The sequence below is a fragment of the Staphylococcus caeli genome, assembly GCF_051413795.1.
Classification (GTDB): Bacteria; Bacillota; Bacilli; order Staphylococcales; family Staphylococcaceae; genus Staphylococcus; species Staphylococcus caeli_A.
Map to the genome: position 1 here is coordinate 158,621 of NZ_JBOIRQ010000001.1, position 19,875 is coordinate 178,495.

General features: G+C 34.4%; 16 protein-coding genes and 1 other RNA gene. 15 read left to right on the forward strand and 2 right to left on the reverse strand.

Translation table 11 applies throughout. The features are described 5' to 3' along the window. The first annotated feature begins 4 nt into the window (after nt 1-4). The 6 genes from dtd (at nt 5) to ACSULM_RS00750 (ending at nt 5,862) form a co-directional block, all read left to right on the forward strand. Nucleotides 5-457 carry a D-aminoacyl-tRNA deacylase gene (gene dtd / locus ACSULM_RS00725; protein WP_436859839.1) on the forward strand — a complete coding sequence of 151 codons (453 nt, stop codon included), beginning with the start codon at nt 5-7 and terminating at the stop codon, nt 455-457. Next, nucleotides 454-1,329, forward strand: coding sequence for an N-acetylmuramoyl-L-alanine amidase (locus ACSULM_RS00730; RefSeq protein WP_436859840.1), 876 nt, complete (start codon nt 454-456; stop codon nt 1,327-1,329). Before dtd ends, ACSULM_RS00730 begins: the two co-directional genes overlap by 4 nt. Before the next feature lie 325 nt (nt 1,330-1,654). After that, complete coding sequence (hisS, locus tag ACSULM_RS00735) at nt 1,655-2,917, forward strand: histidine--tRNA ligase (protein WP_436859841.1); 1,263 nt, start codon at nt 1,655-1,657, stop codon at nt 2,915-2,917. A gap of 14 nt (nt 2,918-2,931) precedes the next feature. Beyond that, complete coding sequence (gene aspS / locus ACSULM_RS00740; protein ID WP_436859842.1) at nt 2,932-4,698, forward strand: aspartate--tRNA ligase; 1,767 nt, start codon at nt 2,932-2,934, stop codon at nt 4,696-4,698. Nucleotides 4,699-4,761: 63 nt separating this feature from the next. Beyond that, a non-coding RNA gene (gene ssrS, locus ACSULM_RS00745) (6S RNA) lies at nt 4,762-4,952 on the forward strand. A 139-nt stretch (nt 4,953-5,091) separates the two neighbouring features. Next, entirely contained in the window at nt 5,092-5,862 is a 771-nt protein-coding gene (locus ACSULM_RS00750) for a tRNA threonylcarbamoyladenosine dehydratase (protein WP_436859843.1), read from the forward strand. Between the two features lie 111 nt (nt 5,863-5,973). Here the strand turns inward: ACSULM_RS00750 and ACSULM_RS00755 are convergent, their stop codons facing one another. Next, complete coding sequence (locus ACSULM_RS00755) at nt 5,974-7,251, reverse strand: replication-associated recombination protein A (RefSeq protein ID WP_436859844.1); 1,278 nt, start codon at nt 7,249-7,251, stop codon at nt 5,974-5,976. Nucleotides 7,252-7,337: 86 nt separating this feature from the next. On the opposite strand from ACSULM_RS00755, the gene cymR reads away from it, so the two are divergent. The 3 genes from cymR to ACSULM_RS00770 all read left to right on the forward strand — a co-directional run bounded on the left by cymR (nt 7,338) and on the right by ACSULM_RS00770 (nt 8,270). Continuing rightward, a complete protein-coding gene (cymR, locus tag ACSULM_RS00760; RefSeq protein WP_436854040.1) occupies nt 7,338-7,757 on the forward strand; it encodes a cysteine metabolism transcriptional regulator CymR in 420 nt (139 codons plus the stop codon). A 126-nt stretch (nt 7,758-7,883) separates the two neighbouring features. Continuing rightward, nucleotides 7,884-8,066, forward strand: a complete 183-nt coding sequence (locus tag ACSULM_RS00765; protein ID WP_002483111.1) for a CsbD family protein — start codon at nt 7,884-7,886, stop codon at nt 8,064-8,066. A 39-nt stretch (nt 8,067-8,105) separates the two neighbouring features. Then, nucleotides 8,106-8,270: a hypothetical protein gene (locus tag ACSULM_RS00770; RefSeq protein WP_436854039.1), complete on the forward strand. Its 165-nt coding sequence runs from the start codon at nt 8,106-8,108 to the stop codon at nt 8,268-8,270. A gap of 138 nt (nt 8,271-8,408) precedes the next feature. Here the strand turns inward: ACSULM_RS00770 and ACSULM_RS00775 are convergent, their stop codons facing one another. Continuing rightward, complete coding sequence (locus tag ACSULM_RS00775) at nt 8,409-9,407, reverse strand: LLM class flavin-dependent oxidoreductase (protein WP_436859845.1); 999 nt, start codon at nt 9,405-9,407, stop codon at nt 8,409-8,411. A 300-nt stretch (nt 9,408-9,707) separates the two neighbouring features. Here ACSULM_RS00775 and sal point away from each other — a divergent pair, with 300 nt between their 5' ends. From sal to alaS, 6 genes are all read left to right on the forward strand, one after another. Further along, entirely contained in the window at nt 9,708-11,339 is a 1,632-nt protein-coding gene (gene sal, locus ACSULM_RS00780; RefSeq protein ID WP_436859846.1) for a Sal family ABC-F type ribosomal protection protein, read from the forward strand. A 60-nt stretch (nt 11,340-11,399) separates the two neighbouring features. Continuing rightward, complete coding sequence (locus tag ACSULM_RS00785) at nt 11,400-12,542, forward strand: cysteine desulfurase family protein (RefSeq protein ID WP_436859847.1); 1,143 nt, start codon at nt 11,400-11,402, stop codon at nt 12,540-12,542. Then, a complete protein-coding gene (mnmA, locus tag ACSULM_RS00790) occupies nt 12,542-13,654 on the forward strand; it encodes a tRNA 2-thiouridine(34) synthase MnmA (protein ID WP_436859848.1) in 1,113 nt (370 codons plus the stop codon). The genes ACSULM_RS00785 and mnmA overlap by 1 nt, the downstream gene beginning before the upstream one ends. Before the next feature lie 135 nt (nt 13,655-13,789). Further along, a complete protein-coding gene (locus tag ACSULM_RS00795; protein WP_436859849.1) occupies nt 13,790-14,455 on the forward strand; it encodes a tetratricopeptide repeat protein in 666 nt (221 codons plus the stop codon). Nucleotides 14,456-14,458: 3 nt separating this feature from the next. After that, nucleotides 14,459-16,852, forward strand: coding sequence for an SF1B family DNA helicase RecD2 (gene recD2 / locus ACSULM_RS00800; protein WP_436859850.1), 2,394 nt, complete (start codon nt 14,459-14,461; stop codon nt 16,850-16,852). Between the two features lie 349 nt (nt 16,853-17,201). Beyond that, nucleotides 17,202-19,832, forward strand: a complete 2,631-nt coding sequence (alaS, locus tag ACSULM_RS00805) for an alanine--tRNA ligase (protein WP_436859851.1) — start codon at nt 17,202-17,204, stop codon at nt 19,830-19,832. Nucleotides 19,833-19,875 lie beyond the last annotated feature (43 nt).

The following is a 19,875-nucleotide window of genomic DNA, read 5'->3' on the forward strand; positions in this document are numbered from 1 at the left end:
CCAAATGAGAATAGTAGTCCAAAGAGTTAAACATGCTTCCGTTACAAATGAAGCTATAGCACATCATATAAATAAAGGCTACTGTTTGCTCGTTGGTGTAGGAAAGACATCAACCGAAGCAGATGTAGTAGCATTAGCTAAAAAAATTGTTAATGCTCGTTTATTTGAGGATGATGAAGGTAAGCTCAATTTAAATATACAGCAGGCTGAGGGTCAAATTTTATCAATATCACAATTTACTTTATATGCAGACGTTAGAAAAGGGAACCGTCCCGGATTCTCGCAATCCATGGCACCTGATCGTGCGAATGAACTCTATGAATTATTCAATGATACACTACGCTCTTATGATATAGAAGTACAAACAGGTGAATTTGGCACAGATATGTTAGTGGATATTGCTAACGATGGACCAGTCACAATTATCTACGAAAGTCAGGATGGCAAAATCCTATGATTAAAATCAATACTTGGTTAGAAAAACATAATTTGAGAAATTTTCCTATGCTGATTGTTGCAGTAGCCTTTGTTATTTTCATCATAATGATCATTGGATTTCTGAATCAAAATGATGAAGATAGTAGTACGATTTACGTGACTGAAGATGCAGAATTAAGAACTGGACCAAGCGCTGCTTATCCTGAAATTAAAGCCATTGATCAAGGGCAACATTTTCATAAAATTGGAAAAAATGGTAAATGGATAGAAGTAGTATCAAGTAATAATAAAGAAAAAGGATGGGTCGCAGGTTGGCATACAAATTTGGACATTCAAGCTGACACTAATCCCAATGAAAAACCTTTAAAAGGCAAAACAATTGTACTTGATCCTGGTCACGGTGGTAGTGACCAGGGGGCATCAAGTAATACTTCAAAGAAAAGTACAGAAAAAGTATACACATTGAAAACTGCGAAAGAGTTAAAGTCACTGCTTGAAAAAGAGGGCGCTAACGTGAAAATGACGCGCGAAGTAGATGAATATGTGACACTTGATGATCGCAATATCAAAGGTGATGCTTATATTAGTATACATAATGATTCCCTTAAATCTTCAAAAGCCAATGGCAGTACGGTATATTGGTTTAAAGATAATCAAAAGGCACTTGCAGAAACTTTAAGTGCAAGTTTGCAAAAGAAAGCATTGTTAACGAATAAGGGAGCAAGGCAAGAAAACTTCCAAGTATTGAGACAAACGAATGTACCGGCAGTATTGCTTGAATTAGGTTATATTAGCAATCCTACTGATGAAGATATGATTACAGATCAATTGCACCGACAAATTTTAGAAAAAGCAGTGGTAGATGGACTACGTGCATATTTTTCAGAATAAAAAGGTTGCATAATAAACATAAAGTCGTTATTATTGAGTATGAATTCTATATTAAAACCGATATGATTCTTGATTTTTCTAATCGAAATGGTAGCATTTAAAGTGCGTAGAGACATAATTCAAGGCTGAAAAATTATGCAGAGTAACTTAGAAATGATTAACACAAGAACAGGTGCTCTATTGAGTCGCGTAACGAGCGTTAATCGTATGAAGTGGGTTACAGATATATGTCTATAACCAATTAGGGTGGCAACACGGAAATTCGTCCCTTGTATGACTATTTAGTCATGCAAGGGTTTTTTTATTGCATAAAAGGAGAGATTCTATGATAAATATTCCTAGAGGAACGCAAGATATTTTACCAGATGAAACAAAAAGATGGCGTTTTATTGAAAATAGATTAGATGAGTTAATGGAAGTTTACAATTACCAAGAAATTCGTACACCTATTTTTGAAAGTACTGATTTATTCGCACGTGGTGTAGGAGATTCTACGGATGTAGTTCAAAAAGAAATGTATACATTTAAAGATAAAGGTGATCGTAGCATTACCTTGCGACCAGAGGGAACGGCTGCAGTTGTGCGATCTTATATTGAGCATAAAATGCAGGGTATACCTAACCAACCAGTTAAACTTTATTATAATGGTCCAATGTTCAGATATGAGCGTAAGCAAAAGGGACGTTACCGTCAGTTTACACAATTTGGCGTTGAAGCAATTGGTGCTGAAAATCCAGGAATTGATGCAGAAGTATTAGCAATGGCGATGCATATTTATCAGTCATTTGGTTTAAAACATTTGAAGCTTGTTATCAACAGTATTGGCGATGCTGATTCTCGTCATGAATATAATGAAGCCTTAGTGCGTCACTTTGAACCAGTAATTGATGATTTCTGTAGTGATTGCCAAGCACGTTTACACACGAATCCAATGCGTATTTTGGATTGTAAAATAGATAGAGATAAAGAAGCAGTAAAAACAGCACCTAGGATTACAGAGTTTTTAAATGATGAATCAAAACAATATTATGCAGAAGTAAAACGACATTTAGACGATTTAGGCGTACCTTATGTAGAAGATCCTAATTTGGTACGTGGATTAGATTATTATACACATACCGCATTCGAACTCATGATTGATAACCCTAATTATGATGGTGCGATAACAACTTTATGTGGTGGTGGACGATATAATGGTTTATTAGAATTATTAGATGGTCCGAGCCAAACAGGTATTGGTTTCGCCTTAAGTATTGAAAGATTATTGTTAGCATTAGATGAAGAGAAAATAGAGCTTGATGTGGAACATGAATTTGATTTATTTATCGTAACGATGGGTGAAGATGCAGACCGATATGCGGTTAAATTATTAAATGATTTAAGACGTCATGGCGTAAAAGCTGATAAAGACTATTTACAACGTAAGGTTAAAGGTCAGATGAAACAAGCTGATAGATTGAATGCAAAATATACAATCGTTATTGGTGATCAAGAATTAGAAAACAATCAAATCAATATTAAAAATATGCAATCGGGTGAAAGCGAAGCAATTGAGTTAGATCAATTAGTTAATTATTTTAAAAAATAAGGAGTAGATATCATATGAGCAAGCGTACAACATACTGTGGTTTAGTGACAGAAGCGTTACTAGACCAAGAAGTGACATTAAAAGGTTGGGTACACAACCGTAGAGATTTAGGCGGATTGATATTTGTAGATTTACGTGACCGTGAAGGTTATGTCCAAATTGTATTTAACCCAGATTTTTCTGAAGAAGCATTAAAAGTTGCTGAAACGGTAAGATCAGAATATGTGGTTGAAGTTAAAGGATTAGTTAAAAAGCGTGATCCGCAAACAGTTAATCCGAAAATTGCAACAGGACAAGTAGAAGTGCAAGTTTCAGATATAACAATTATAAATAAATCAGAGACACCTCCGTTTGCAATTAATGAAGAAAACCAAAATGTAGATGAAAATATACGGTTGAAATATAGATATCTTGATTTGAGACGTCAAGAATTAGCGCAAACATTTAAAATGAGACATCAAACAACACGTGCGATTAGACAATATTTAGATAAAGAAGGATTCTTTGATATTGAAACACCTGTCTTAACGAAATCAACACCTGAAGGCGCACGAGACTATCTTGTGCCATCTCGTGTACATGATGGTGAATTTTATGCGTTACCGCAATCACCTCAAATATTCAAGCAATTGTTAATGATTAGTGGCTTTGATAAATACTACCAAATCGTTAAGTGTTTCCGTGATGAAGACTTACGTGCCGATCGCCAACCGGAATTTACGCAGGTAGATATTGAAATGAGCTTCGTAGATCAAGAAGATGTCATGGATATGGGTGAAGAAATGCTCCAAAATGTTGTCAAAGAAGTGAAGGGGGTGGAAGTACCACGTCCGTTCCCTAGAATGACATATGAGGAAGCAATGGAGCGTTACGGTTCAGATAAACCAGATACACGTTTTGACATGGAATTGATTAATGTATCAGAACTTGGTGAAATTATGGACTTTAAAGTGTTTAAAGATACTGTTAATCAAAATGGTCAAGTAAAAGCGATTGTTGCAAAAGGTGCAGCAGATCAATATACACGTAAAGATATTGATGCGCTAACTGAATTTGTTAATATTTATGGTGCAAAAGGTTTAGCTTGGGTTAAAGTTGTAGATGAAGGTCTTAACGGTCCTATAGCTAGATTCTTTGAAGCGGATCATGTTGAAAAATTAAAATCATTAACTGCAGCAGAAGCAGGCGACCTAGTATTATTTGTGGCAGATAAACCAGAAGTTGTCGCACAAAGTCTTGGCGCATTAAGACTTAAACTTGCTAAAGAGTTAAAACTTATTGATGAATCAAAACTAAACTTCTTATGGGTAACGGATTGGCCTTTACTTGAATATGACGAAGATTTAAAACGTTATACTGCGGCACATCATCCATTCACAGCGCCAAAACAAGAAGATATTGAAAAATTAGATCATGAACCTGAAAATGCACAAGCTAATGCTTATGATGTTGTATTAAATGGTTATGAACTTGGTGGAGGATCTATCAGAATTCATAATGCTGACTTACAGTCTAAAATGTTTGAAGTACTAGGATTTACCGAAGAACAAGCACAAGAACAATTTGGATTCCTATTAGACGCATTCAAATACGGTGCACCACCACATGGCGGTATTGCACTTGGTTTAGACCGTTTAGTGATGTTATTAACTGGTCGTACAAACTTACGTGATACTATTGCATTCCCTAAAACAGCGTCAGCAACTTGTCTACTTACAGATGCACCTAGTGAAGTATCTGATAATCAGCTAGAAGAATTATCATTACGTATTCGTCATTAGAATAAACGTAAAGCTTTTATTCTTGCTAAATCTATTATATGTGGTATGATAATTCCATAAGATAGTCATCTGTGGTGTTCGTAAGTTTGCTTCATATTTGGGCCTAACACTCTTTGATCCGGGAGCCCAATGGGTTTTCTTGCAGCGCACACGCCTCAATAGGAGGACTTGCAAAACAAGAAACAGGGCACCCACCTGTTATAAGCAGGCCGAATGATCAAGCATTTTATAACTACGGCACGCACGGACTCTATCGGTACGCAAGACTTCGGTCTTGCGTATTTTTTTGATATAAAATAAGATTTTCAATACAATAAAGTTAAAGTTCATCATATTGATAAACTTTCAAATAATAATTAAATAAAACTCACATATACGATAAAGGAGTATAACATGAAGCATCAATTTTCCAGAAATGAATTAGCATATGGTCAAGAAGGTTTAGCGCTATTAAAAAAACAAACAGTTGTTGTACTTGGTGTGGGTGGTGTTGGTTCATTCGCAGCAGAGGCACTTGCACGTACCAATATAGGACATATCATATTAATTGATAAAGATGATGTCGACATTACTAACGTAAATCGTCAAATCCATGCTTTAACTACTACAATAGGTCAGAGTAAAGTAACGTTGATGGAAGAGCGTATTAAACAAATCAATCCTGATTGTAAAGTTACGTCATTGCATATGTTTTATACTGAGGAAACGTATGAAGCGCTCTTTAATAATTATGATATTGATTATTTTATAGATGCTAGTGATACATTAATGTACAAAGTGCATTTGATGAAAGAATGCTTAGAGAGAGGTATTGCGGTTATTTCAAGTATGGGTGCAGCTAATAAGACAGACCCAACTAGATTTCAAATTGCTGATATTTCTAAGACCTACATGGATCCTATGGCAAAAATGATCCGTAGAAAATTAAAAAAATTAGGTATATATAAAGGAATTCCAGTAGTATTTTCAGATGAGAGCCCAATTATGATTCGCGAAGATGTTATTGAAACAGTAGGAGATGCCAATGCACCAACGAGAAAAGGACAGATGCCACCGTCATCCAATGCATTTGTACCAAGTGTTGTAGGATTAATTTGTGCGAGCTATGTCATTAACGATATTCTGAAAGATATTCCAGTGATGCGTATTAAAGATAAGAAGTAGTAAGTGTTTTTCTAAAATTTGAGACTAGAACCGTATTGTATATGGGTCTAGTCTCTTTTTATATTCTTATAAACTTTGTGTATTCCACTAATGTTATGACACGTTCGTACTTTATTTTTTATGTTGAGATTGTGTAATCTGATCATAAATAGATTTAAATTGTTGTTCTGCTTTTGAAGTTGTCTTAGGTTCATAATATATTTTTCGTTTCAATTTGTCTGGTAAATACTGTTGTGGTACGAAGCCACTGTCATAACTGTGAGGATATTGATAATCGATTGCTCTACCAAGTTCTTTAGCTCCAGCGTAATGACCATCTTTTAAGTGATCAGGTATTTGACCAACATGCCCCTTGCGAATATCTGAGAGTGCTGCATCAATCGCTGAGATGCCAGAATTTGATTTTGGAGATAAGCAAAGTTCAATTACAGCTTGGCTTAATGGTATACGTGCTTCAGGGAAACCTAAACGTTCTGCAGATTCTATTGCAGCTAAAGTTCTTTGACCTGCACTTGGTGAGGCTAGGCCAATATCTTCAAAACTAATAACTAATAATCTTCTAGCGATTGTTGGTAAATCACCAGCTTCTATTAGGCGGGCCAAATAGTGTAGTGCAGCATTGACATCGCTGCCTCTAATTGATTTTTGAAATGCACTCATAACATCGTAATGCATATCACCATCTTTATCACTCACAAATGCACCTTTTTGCAGGCAGTCCTTAGCATCTTGTAATGTTATATGTCTTTCTTCATTTACAGTTTCAGCACTTAAAACTGCTAATTCTAGTGCATTTAATGCACTTCTCACATCTCCTTGACTTTGCGTAGCAAAGTAAGTCAATGCTTCTTCATCAACATTTGGATTATACTTACCTAAACCACGTTCAGTATCATGAATAGCGCGATCTAATGAAATTCTAATATCATTTTCATCGAGTGGAAACAACTCGAATATTTGAGCTCTGGAGCGTATCGCTGGATTTATCGCATGATATGGATTAGAGGTTGTTGCACCAATAAGGACAATTTTTCCATTTTCCAAATGTGGTAACAGGAAATCTTGTTTTGCTTTATCTAAACGATGTATTTCATCTAATAATAGAATGACCTGGCCAGACATTTTGGCTTCTTCAACGATAAGTTGCATATCTTTTTTCGTATTTGTAACAGCATTTAGCTGTCTAAATTTAAATTGTGTACTTCCAGAAATGGCTTTTGCGATACTTGTTTTACCAATGCCAGGTGGACCATAAAAAATCATAGAAGATAGTCGTTTCGTATCAACCATTCTTCTAATTATACCTTTAGGGCCAACTAGATGCGTTTGCGAAATAATCTCATCTATGTTGTTTGGCCTCATTCTCGACGCGAGTGGTTCGTTTGTCACAATCTTTCACACCTTTCTAATACTATATTAACTTAAAAAATGATAGAATGTTAATATATAGTATTCGAATTAAGTGAGGTAATATAATGAAAATTTCAACTAAAGGAAGATATGGATTAACACTAATGATATCTTTGGCTAAAAAAGAAGGTCAAGGATGTGTATCATTAAAATCTATTGCAGAAGAAAATAACTTGAGTGACCTATATCTAGAACAACTTGTAGGCCCATTGAGAAATGCCGGATTAATTCGAAGTGTTCGTGGTGCAAAAGGTGGTTACCAATTAAGAATACCAGCAGAGGAAATTACTGCAGGTGATATTATTCGCTTATTAGAAGGTCCAATTACATTTGTAGAAAGTATTGAATCGGAGCCACCAGCACAAAAACAACTTTGGATAAGAATGAGAGATGCAGTTAGAGATGTCCTTGACAATACATCGTTGAAATATTTAGCGGATTACAAGGATACAAACAATTTAGATGGTTATATGTTTTATATTTAAGTTATAATCATTTTGTTTAACTTTATTCCATTTTAAGTGAAAAACTTTTAATTAAATTTATTTAAAATGTTTAATTCGATGTATTAGTGGTAATTACTAAATATACATCGTAAGGAGGTTTTTATAATGGCAGATGAAAATAAATTTGAACAAGCAAAAGGTAACGTTAAAGAAACAGTAGGTAATGTTACTGATAATAAAGAATTAGAAAATGAAGGTAAAGAAGATAAGACTTCTGGTAAAGCTAAAGAATTTGTAGAAAATGCAAAAGACAAAGCGAACGAAGTAATCGACAAATTTAAAAAATAATTTCAAGTAATTTATAAACAAAGTTAAGGAGTGATTCCAATGGCTGAAAATTTCTTAGATAAAGCTAAAGAAGCAGCAAAAAATGTATCAGATAAATTAAAAGATACAGATAACGAAAAAGCAAAACAAGCATCAGAACAAATCGATAAATTCACTGGTGGCAGTGATAACGATAAAAGAGATGACAATAAAGACGAAAGATAATCTTTTATTCCCAAAGATTGTATAAACTCAGCGAACATAGTGGTTCGTTGAGTTTTTTTGTTTGAAAAAGCCCTTCTTAACTACTATTTCAAATAGTTTTAAGAAGGGACATAAATATTTTGTTTAACTTGTAGTTGTTTATAAATGGTCTATTACATTTTTGAGTTTTTTGTAGGATTCTAGCTGTGCGTCTTGATCATAAATGTAACTAATTGCCATTAATTCATCAATATCATCATGTTCTTGGATAAATGATTGAAGCTTCTCTTTTACTGTTGCTTCAGAGCCTATAAGAGATTGGGCCATTCTTTGTTTAGCTAATTCAAATTCTGTTGGCGTTAATAAACCTCTTAAATCGTCTGTAGGTGGTTGGACGGGTTGCATTCTTCCACGTGTAATACTCACCATGACCTGTGCTTGAGTAGTAGATAAATATTCTGCTTGTTCATCAGTATCTGCAACAATCGCATTTAAACAAACCATAACATATGGCTCACTTAATACATCAGATGGTTCAAATAGTTCTTTATAAATTTGAATTGCATCTTTCATTTGTTGTGGTGCAAAATGTCCTGCGAATACATATGGTAATCCTTTACGAGCAGCTAAATGAGCGGAATCCGTTGAAGAACCAAGGATATATAATGGTACATTTTTATCGACTGCTGGATATGCACGTACATAAGCTTGTTGATTTGCAGGTCCAAAATAAGTTGCCAATTGTTCTACTTCTTCTGGAAATGCATAAACACCATTATGTTGGTCTCGGCGCAATGCACTTGCGGTCATCATATCTGTTCCAGGTGCTCGACCTAAACCTAGATCTACACGATTTGGAAATAGTGTTGCCATCGTTCCGAATTGTTCTGCGACGATTAATGGAGCATGATTAGGGAGCATAATACCACCAGAACCGACACGTATAGTTGATGTATGTTCAAGCGTGTGTTGTATTAAGAGCGCAGTGGCGGAACTCACTAAATTTGGAGCGTTGTGATGTTCGGCTATCCAATAACGCGAATAGTCTAAAGACTCTAGGTTTTGAGCGAGCGTGACCATATCATCAAGTGCAGCTTTGTCATCTTGACCTTCACGAATTGGTACTAAATTTAATGCAGATAACTTTAAATCTTTCATTTCTATCATTGTCCTCCTTTAATGATAATTAGTACTTTGAAGTATAACAGGAGATTTTGAACTTGCGTAAGAAACTGCTCATTGCTATAATGTAATAAATTATAACGATAGGTGGCTTAAGAAAAATACTATGGATAAATCTCATAAGCAATACTACAAACAACAACAGATAAATAAACAAATTATGGGATATAACTATGTCTAAAATAGTATTAAACTTTAAGTAGCCGTATATGCTTTTAAATTTAAATAACTGTTGAGTTAAAGACGTATTATATCCTTAGAAATGAGGGATAGAGTATGTCTTTTTATTTTATACAAAAGCCATTTGAAAAATATGGCAAAACATTGATTAACTATGTCAATTTAGAAATTGAAGTTGGTGCCCGTGCTGCAATTGTTGGTGATAATGGCATTGGTAAATCGACCTTATTAAAAGCATTACATGAAAAATATAAAGATGAAACGTATCTTATGGAACAAGATATGCAGGCGTATGAAACGATGTCGGGATTAGATTTTGTATTATTAAATTTTCCGGAAGTTTCAAGTTTAAGAAAACAATTGGAAACAAATGTTGACAAAATTAGTGACTATATCGCTATCAATGGATATGAAATTGAACAAAATATCATTACACAAGCCAAACGTTTTCAACTATCTGAGCAAAGCTTGGAACAACCTATTGGCATGTTAAGCAGGGGGCAACAGACGAGCATTGCTTTATTACGAGCATTTATGTCTGAAAAAGCACTCATCCTATTAGATGAACCTACGAATCATCTTGACCAATATATGATTGAAAATCTAATAAGAGAGATGAACAAATCACAACAAACCATCGTGTTTATTTCTCACCATAGAGGATTTATTAATCAAACGGCAAACTATATTTTTGAAATCACGAAACAATGTACACGAAAGTTTCATGGAAATTATAACCAATATCAATCAATAAGAAATATGGAAATTCAAACTCAAGCCAAGGCATATGAGAAACAACAAAAAGAGATTAAGGCTTTAGAAGCAACCATGCAACGTATCAAAGAATGGTATACATCAGCACATGCATCGGCAAGCGTTAGAGACCCCAACCAGCAAAAGAAACTGAGTAAATTAGCTAAAAAGGCTAAAACCAAAGAAACTCAAATAAAACAAAAACTAGACAAGCAACAAATTAAAGCACCTATGCATGATAATAGGAACTATCATTTCAACTCCAAAGTATCATTGCAAAAACGTTATCTACTAAGAATTGAAGATTTAACAATGGTGCTAAATCATAAGGTTATATATCAAGATGCACATTTTGAAATAAAAAATAAAGAGAATATTTTATTAACAGGACCAAATGGTAGTGGGAAGTCATTACTCATTGCATTGATAAGAGGAATTTGTGTACCTGATCAAGGACGAGTTCATATTACACCTTCCATAAAAATTGCATATTTCGACCAACAAAATGACTGTTTAAACTATGAACAAACGCCTTTAGAAATGGTGTTGGAATTAGACGGTATGACGAGAAGTCACGGACAAACCATATTAGCTTCATTTGGTTTCGGTCAAGATAAAGTCGATCAGCAGATAGATACATTATCCATGGGAGAAAGAAGCAGACTTCAATTTGTATTATTATTTTTCTCAAATCCACAGTTACTTATATTAGATGAACCTACAAATTATTTCGATATTGCAACTCAAGATTTGATCTTAGGAATGATTGAAAGTTTCGATGGGCAAGTATTAATTGTCACACATGATACCTATCTACAATCGCACTTTGATGCGACACATTGGAAAGTATCCAATCGACAATTGATGAATGTAAGTTTAAATAATCAACGATTGACAGATACTGATGAGACTTTGAAATTATTAGATGATTTTAAAGACATAGATGAAAATGGACATTTTGAAACAGACAACTAGAAAAATTTGTACGTTGGTGCTATCATTGGAACATTGATAAAAGTTTAAGGAGTGTCAAACATGGAAGTATATGCAGATCATGCTGCTACAACCCCAGTTAAACAAGCAGTTATTGATAAAATGATGGAAATCTATGCAACACACTTTGGAAATCCTTCTTCGATTCATAATAAAGGTAGGGATGCAAGACGATATTTAGATGAGGCGCGCAGAACGGTTGCCCAAACTTTTAATGCAAAACCTAATGAGGTGATTTTCACTAGTGGTGCGACAGAGTCAAATAATCTGGCAATTAAAGGTATCGCCTACAATCAAATAGATAAAGGTAAACATATCATTACATCTAAAATTGAACATCATTCTGTACTCCATGTATTTGAACAACTTGAAAGAGAAGGTTTTGACGTAACTTATCTAGATGTTGATAAATCGGGTATGGTCGATTTAGATCAGCTACGACAAGCGATAACCGAAGAGACAACTTTAGTATCTATCATGTTTGTTAATAATGAAGTTGGAACAGTCCAGCCTATGTATGATATTGATGAACTTATGGCTCAATCAAATGCGTATTTCCATGTAGATGCAGTACAAGCGGTTGGTCATCTTGACATTGATTTTTATGAATTTCATATAGATGCAATGAGCATAACAGCACACAAATTTGGCGGCCCTAAAGGTGTAGGTGCATTATTGCTCAAAGAACAAACACCATTAAAATATCAGCAACTAGGTGGAGAACAAGAAGCTAAACGTAGAGCTGGAACAGAGAACTTAGCTCAAATTGTTGGATTAGCAGAAGCGTTACAATTATCGAATCAGAATATGGACGAACATAATATTCATTTAATGAACTTGAAAAATCTATTTTTAGTAACATTACAGGAGCGTTCAGTTCCTTTTGAACTCAATGGTTCAATGATTGATACAACAGGTCATATTGTCAATTTATATTTACCATTTGTCGATGTAGAAACAATGTTAACTTTGTTAGATTTATCAAACATTTATGTTTCTTCTGGCTCAGCGTGTACTGCAGGTACGACTACACCTTCACATGTTTTACAAGCGATGTATGGTGACGATGATAGAGCGAAACATTCTATTCGATTTAGTTTTAATGAACAAACGACAGAACAGGAAATTAAATATATAGCAATGGAAATTCACAAGATTTACCATAAATTTAAGGAGGAAGCATAGTGTCAAATAAAGATACACGTGTAGTTGTAGGTATGTCTGGTGGCGTAGATAGTTCAGTGACGGCACATATTTTGAAAGAGCAAGGCTATGATGTCATAGGCATCTTCATGAAGAACTGGGATGACACCGATGAAAATGGTGTTTGTACAGCCACTGAAGATTATAATGATGTGATTGCAGTATGTAACCAAATAGGTATTCCATATTATGCAGTTAATTTTGAAAAAGAATATTGGGATAAAGTATTCACATATTTCTTAGATGAATATAAAAAAGGACGCACGCCTAACCCTGATGTGATGTGTAATAAGGAGATTAAATTCAAAGCATTCTTAGAACACGCACTTAAATTAGGTGCTGACTATGTCGCAACAGGTCATTATGCACGTGTTCGTCGTAGTGAAGACGGACACGTAGAAATGTTACGTGGCGTCGATAATAACAAAGATCAAACTTATTTTTTAAATCAATTATCTCAAGAACAACTGTCTAAAGTAATGTTCCCAATCGGAAACATAGAAAAAAAAGAAGTGCGTCAAATTGCAGAAGAACAAGATTTAGCAACGGCTAAGAAGAAAGATTCCACTGGTATCTGCTTCATTGGTGAACGAAACTTCAAAGAGTTCTTATCACAGTATTTACCAGCACAATCTGGAGATATGCGTACACTTGATGGTAAGAAAATAGGTACTCATGCAGGCTTGATGTACTATACAATTGGTCAACGTCATGGTTTAGGTATTGGTGGAGATGGTGACCCTTGGTTTGTAGTAGGCAAAAATTTAAATGACAATGTCCTATATGTAGAACAAGGTTTCCATCATGAAGCGTTATACAGTGATTATTTAATTGCGTCTGATGTGTCATTTATTAATAATGTAGATCTTGAAAATGGCTTTGAATGTACGGCTAAATTTAGATATCGTCAAAAAGATACAAAAGTCTTTGTACAAAAAGAACACGATAATGCAATTCGTGTTACATTTGACGAACCCGTACGTGCAATTACACCAGGACAATCCGTAGTGTTATACGACGGTGAAGTTTGTTTAGGCGGTGCAACGATTGATGACGTATTTAAAGAATCTGGTCAATTGAGCTATGTATTATAAGCTAATGTAGTGAGCATGAATTTGAAATCGTTAGTTAACTATACATTATAGTAACTAGCGGTTTCTTTTTTTGAAAATAATGGTTAAAAATGGCTTGGAAATGTTATAATTAGTAGTCAGAAATGAGGGTTAATTTTGAATCAAGAACAAATATATAATTTAATTAAACAAGGTAATTTTGAAGCGGCATTGAAGGCGCTTTTCGAAAATATTGAAGCAAATCCAAAAGAAGTAGAGAATTACATAAATGCAGGTATACTATTAGCCGAAGCAGGTGAAGTTGAAAAAGCTGAAAAATTCTTTCAACGTGCCATAACATTAGCGCCAGAAAATGGTGCAATTTATTATAATTTAGCCAATGTCTATTATAATGAAGGACGATTTAAAGAGGCAATTAAACTATATCAACAAGCATTGAAGTTTAATGTTGATACTGTAGATACAAATTATATGATTGGTATGTCATTCAATCAATTAGAAGCTTTTAAAGAAGCATTACCATTTTTAATGACTGCAGCAGAACAAGATCAACGCCAAGATGTCGAGGTTCAATTTCAATATGGTTTAGTATTATGTCATTTAGAAATGTTCGAACAAGCGATACAACAACTACAACATGTTTTAGATATAGATAAAAAACATGCAGATGCACTTTATAATTTAGGTCTAGCATCTTATATGCAAACCGAAGATACAGAGCAAGCTTTAGCATATTTTGAAGAAGCAGTTAAAGTAAATCCAGAACATATGATGAGTCATCACGCAATTAAGACTTTTAAAGCCATCGCAGAGGAGGAATAACCTATGGAAGACCCTACATTATTTAATAATTCAATGATTAAAGGAACCGTTGATGCCATTTTATTTCAAAATAAAGACAATTTTTATACGGTTTTAAAAGTTGATTTGATTGAATCTAACGAATCATTTGATTCAATGCCAACAATTGTAGGGTTCTTCCCAGAGATTGCTGAAGGTGATGTATATACATTCAAAGGTCAAGTGGTTACACACGCCAAGTATGGCAAGCAATTAAAAGCTGAAACATTTGAAAAAGAGCTGCCACAAACAAAAGAAGCAATCATAAGTTATTTATCCAGTGATTTATTCAAAGGCATTGGTAAAAAAACAGCACAAAGTATTGTTAATAAACTAGGTGAAAATGCGATTAATGATATATTAAACGATTCTAGCGTGTTAGAGAAAGTGCCAAGCTTACCTAAAAAGAAACAAAAACAAATAGCAGAACAAATCGCTAGCAATCAAGAGACAGAACAAATCATCATACGTTTACATGACTTGGGGTTTGGGCCAAAGTTGGCGATGGCTATTTATCAAGCATATTTAGGAGAAACGTTAAATATTGTTGAACATAAGCCGTATCAACTTGTCTATGATGTTAAAGGTATTGGCTTTAATAAAGCGGACACCTTAGCACGCAATGTCGGTATTCATTTTAATGATCCGGAAAGATTAAAAGCAGGGATTCTCTATGTACTTGAGGAAGAATGTATAAAGCAGGGGCATACGTATTTACCAACAAATCAAGTGTTAGAAATGACACAAGATATGTTATCACAACCTCCCAATGAAGTAATTGAGCAACATCAACTAGAAGGTGTAATCAATGAACTCGTGAGCGATACGAAATTAATCCGTCAAGAATATGAAGTAGCCATACCTAGTCTTTATTATTCAGAATTAAAAAGTGTTCAAAACCTTTATCGTAATTATTCATATACGAATAAACTAAAAGAAATAGAGCAATCTGATTTGTTGATGGAAATAGGAGAAATCGAAAATCGTAATCAAGTAACATACGCTAATTCTCAAAAAGATGCGCTACAAACTGCTATCAATTCTAAAATCATGTTACTCACAGGTGGACCAGGTACTGGAAAAACGACTGTAATTAAAGGCATAGTTGAACTATATGCAGAAATTCACGGTTTATCACTAGATTATGATGATTATCAAAATGATGATTATCCAGTCGTATTAGGTGCACCTACTGGAAGAGCGTCAAAACGCTTGGCTGAATCTACAGGACTAGAAGCTATGACGATTCACCGTCTGATAGGCTGGAACCAAGATACACAACCAGAAGATATATTAGAAAATGAAATTTCGGCAAAGCTTATAATTATAGATGAAATGTCTATGGTAGATACATGGTTATTTCATCAGTTTTTAAGTGCTGTTCCTATTGATGCGCAAATTATTTTAGTTGGTGATGAAGATCAATTACCATCTGTTGGCCCAGGACAGGTGTTTAAAGATTTAATAGATTCTAAAGTGATTCCAAGAGTGAATTTGACTGAAGTCTATAGACAGCAAGATGGATCTAGTATTATTGAATTAGCACATAGAATGAAACTAGGCGAACCTATAGATATCACACAACGTTTTCATGACCGTAATTTTATCAATTGCACGACGGATCAAATACCAACTGTTGTGGAAAAAGTGGTGTCTAGTGCTGTTAAGAAGGGGTATGACATGAGTGATATTCAAGTCTTAGCACCGATGTACAAAGGTTCAGCTGGTATCAAAAAGTTAAATACTGTATTACAAGATATTTTGAATCCTAAGGAAAAAGACACGAGAGAAATAGAGTTTGGCGATGTTGTTTTTAGAAAAGGTGATAAAGTATTACAGCTCGTAAATAGACCAAGTGACAACATTTTTAATGGTGATATTGGTGTTATCGTAGGAATTTTTTGGGCTAAAGAAAACGCCTTAAATAAAGATGTATTGGTCGTTGATTTCGAAGGTAATGAAATCACTTTTATGCGTCAAGATTTACTTGAGTTAACGCATGCGTATTGTACTTCTATTCATAAATCACAAGGTTCTGAATTCCCAATTGTCATCATGCCAATGGTTAAGCAGTATTTTAGAATGTTACAGAAGCCTATCTTATATACTGGATTAACGCGTGCCAAGCAATCTCTCGTATTTTTAGGAGATCCACAAGCTTTTGACATAGGATTAAAGACACATGGGCAAGCAAGGATGACGCAACTATGCACCTTCTTAAAAGCTTATTTTACTAATGAAGATACGCAACTGTCGGATAGTGAAAGTGTTGATGAAATGTTTGATTCCGATATGATATTAACTGAAGCGAACATTTACCACATAAATCCTATGATTAATATGGGACAAATAACGCCATATGACTTTGTTGAAGATTGACATTATCAACGAAAATAAATACAATATAATTAACTTCGCATAAAGATGAGTAAACTATATGAACCATAAAGAGATGTACTGGTTGGTGCAAAGTACAGTAAGTATAGTTGAACGCTACTTTATGTCAGGATGCATAATAACTAATTGAGTGATAAGTGTACATTAGTAAATTTAAAGCAACCTAACTGTTTGCATTCAAAGCTAGCAGCATAGTTTGTATCAGTTTACTAATACTTATAACTAGGGTGGTACCGCGAAACGTTCGTCCCTTTTATGAGGATGGGCGTTTTTTTATTTAATTTTTATTAACTCACCAATTTAATTGAGCTGAGATGGAGGGATTTTAAGTATGAAAAACTTAAAAGCAAGTGAAATTAGACAAAACTTTATTGATTATTTTGTAGAAAAGGGACACATGGTTGAACCGTCAGCACCACTTGTGCCGATTGATGATGATTCATTATTATGGATTAATTCTGGTGTAGCAACGCTAAAAAAATATTTTGATGGTAGAGAAACACCGAAAAAGCCACGTATTGTAAATTCTCAGAAAGCCATTCGTACAAATGATATTGAAAATGTTGGTTTTACAGCGCGTCATCACACATTTTTTGAAATGTTGGGTAATTTCTCAATAGGAGATTATTTTAAAAAAGAGGCTATTGTATTTGCATGGGAATTTTTAACAAGTGAAAAATGGATGGCGATGGACCCTAAATTATTATATGTGACAATTCACCCAGAAGATGTTGAAGCATATCGTATTTGGAATGAAGAAATTGGCTTAGAAGAAAGCAGAATTATTCGTATCGAAGGTAATTTCTGGGATATAGGTGAAGGACCATCAGGACCAAATACAGAAATATTTTATGATAGAGGCGACGCATTTGGTGCAAACGATCCCGCTGAAGAAATGTATCCAGGTGGAGAAAATGAACGTTATTTAGAAGTATGGAACCTTGTGTTTAGTGAATTTAATCATAATAAGGATCATACTTACACGCCATTACCAAATAAAAATATTGATACAGGTATGGGATTGGAAAGAATGGCATCAATCGCTCAAAATGTACGTACAAATTACGAAACAGATTTGTTTATGCCAATCATTCATGAAGTAGAACGTGTATCAGGTAAAACATATTTAGAAAATGACAACTACGATGTTGCTTTCAAAGTAATTGCTGACCATATTCGTACAATTGCATTCGCGATTGCTGATGGTGCGTTACCTGCAAATGAAGGTAGAGGATATGTATTACGTCGTTTACTTCGTCGTGCAGTAAGATTTAGTCAATCTCTTGATATTAATGAACCATTCATGTATCAATTAGTGGATATTGTAGCAGAAATTATGGAACCTTATTACCCAAATGTAAAAGATAAAGCTGACTTTATTAAACGTGTTATAAAATCAGAAGAAGAACGTTTCCATGAAACTTTGGAAGAAGGTTTAACAATTTTAAATAATCTAGTTGCTCAAGCGAAATCAACAACACAAGAAATTAGTGGTAAAGATGCATTTAAATTATATGACACGTATGGTTTTCCAATTGAATTAACAGAAGAAATTGCAATGCAAGAGAATTTATCAGTAGACATGAATACATTTGAACAAGAAATGCAACAACAACGCGATAGAGCAAGACAAGCTAGACAAAATTCACAATCTATGCAAATTCAAAGTGAAGTATTAAAAAATATCACGACGGAAAGTACATTTGTTGGTTATGATGTAATGGATAAAGTATCTACGATTACAGATATGATTCAGCATGGTGAAATCGTTGAAAGTGCAGAAGCCGGAGATACGATTTATTTTGTACTTAAAGAAACACCTTTTTATGCAGTAAGTGGTGGTCAAGTAGCTGACCAAGGTACAATTAGTAATGAAAATTTTGAAATTGCTGTAACCGAAGTAACGAAAGCACCAAATGGTCAAAATCTTCACAAAGGTGAAGTACAATTTGGTACTGTAACAACTGGTGCAGAGGTTTCAGCAAGTGTTAACCATAAAGAGCGTCGTTCAATTAAGAAAAATCATAGTGCGACACATTTATTACATGCCGCATTAAAAGAAGTATTAGGCGACCATGTTAACCAAGCAGGTTCACTCGTCGAAGCAGATCGTTTAAGATTTGACTTTTCACATTTCGGACCAATGACGGAAGATGAAATTGAACAGGTAGAACGTAGAGTAAATGAAGAAATTTGGAATAGTATTGAAGTAGATATTCAAGAAATGCCGATTGCAGAAGCGAAACAACTTGGTGCAATGGCGTTATTTGGCGAAAAATATGGCGATGTTGTCAGAGTTGTAAACATGGCACCATACTCTATAGAGTTATGTGGTGGAATCCATGTAAATAATACGTCCGAGATTGGCCTATTTAAAATAGTAAGTGAATCAGGTACCGGTGCAGGTGTACGTCGTATCGAAGCCTTAACAGGTAAATCAGCATTCTTATATCTTGAAACAATACAATCACAATTTAATGCAGTAAAATCTCAAGTTAAAGTGAAAACAGATGATCAAGTATTAGAAAAAGTTATACAAATGCAAGTAGATGAAAAAGAACTTGCTAAACAATTAGAACAAAAAAATAAAGAAGTTACAGCATTGAAAATGGGTGACATTACTGACCAAGTTGAGGAAATCAACGGTCTGAAAGTACTTGCTACAGAAGTAGAAGTTCCCAATGCAAAAGCAATTCGTGAAACAATGGATGACTTTAAGTCCAAATTGCAAGATGCGATTATTGTACTCATTAGTGAGGTAGATGGTAAAGTGGCATTAGTTGCTACAGTTCCAAAAGCAATGACAGATAAAGTGAAAGCTGGTGACATCATTAAAAATATGGCACCAATCGTTGGCGGTAAAGGCGGCGGTAGACCTGATATGGCACAAGGTGGCGGTACTGAACCTGAGAACATAACAGAATCATTACGTTTCATTAAAGATTACATTAAATCTCTATAACTTCTGATCAAACTAAGGTAGAATATAATCAAGAACGTTTTTA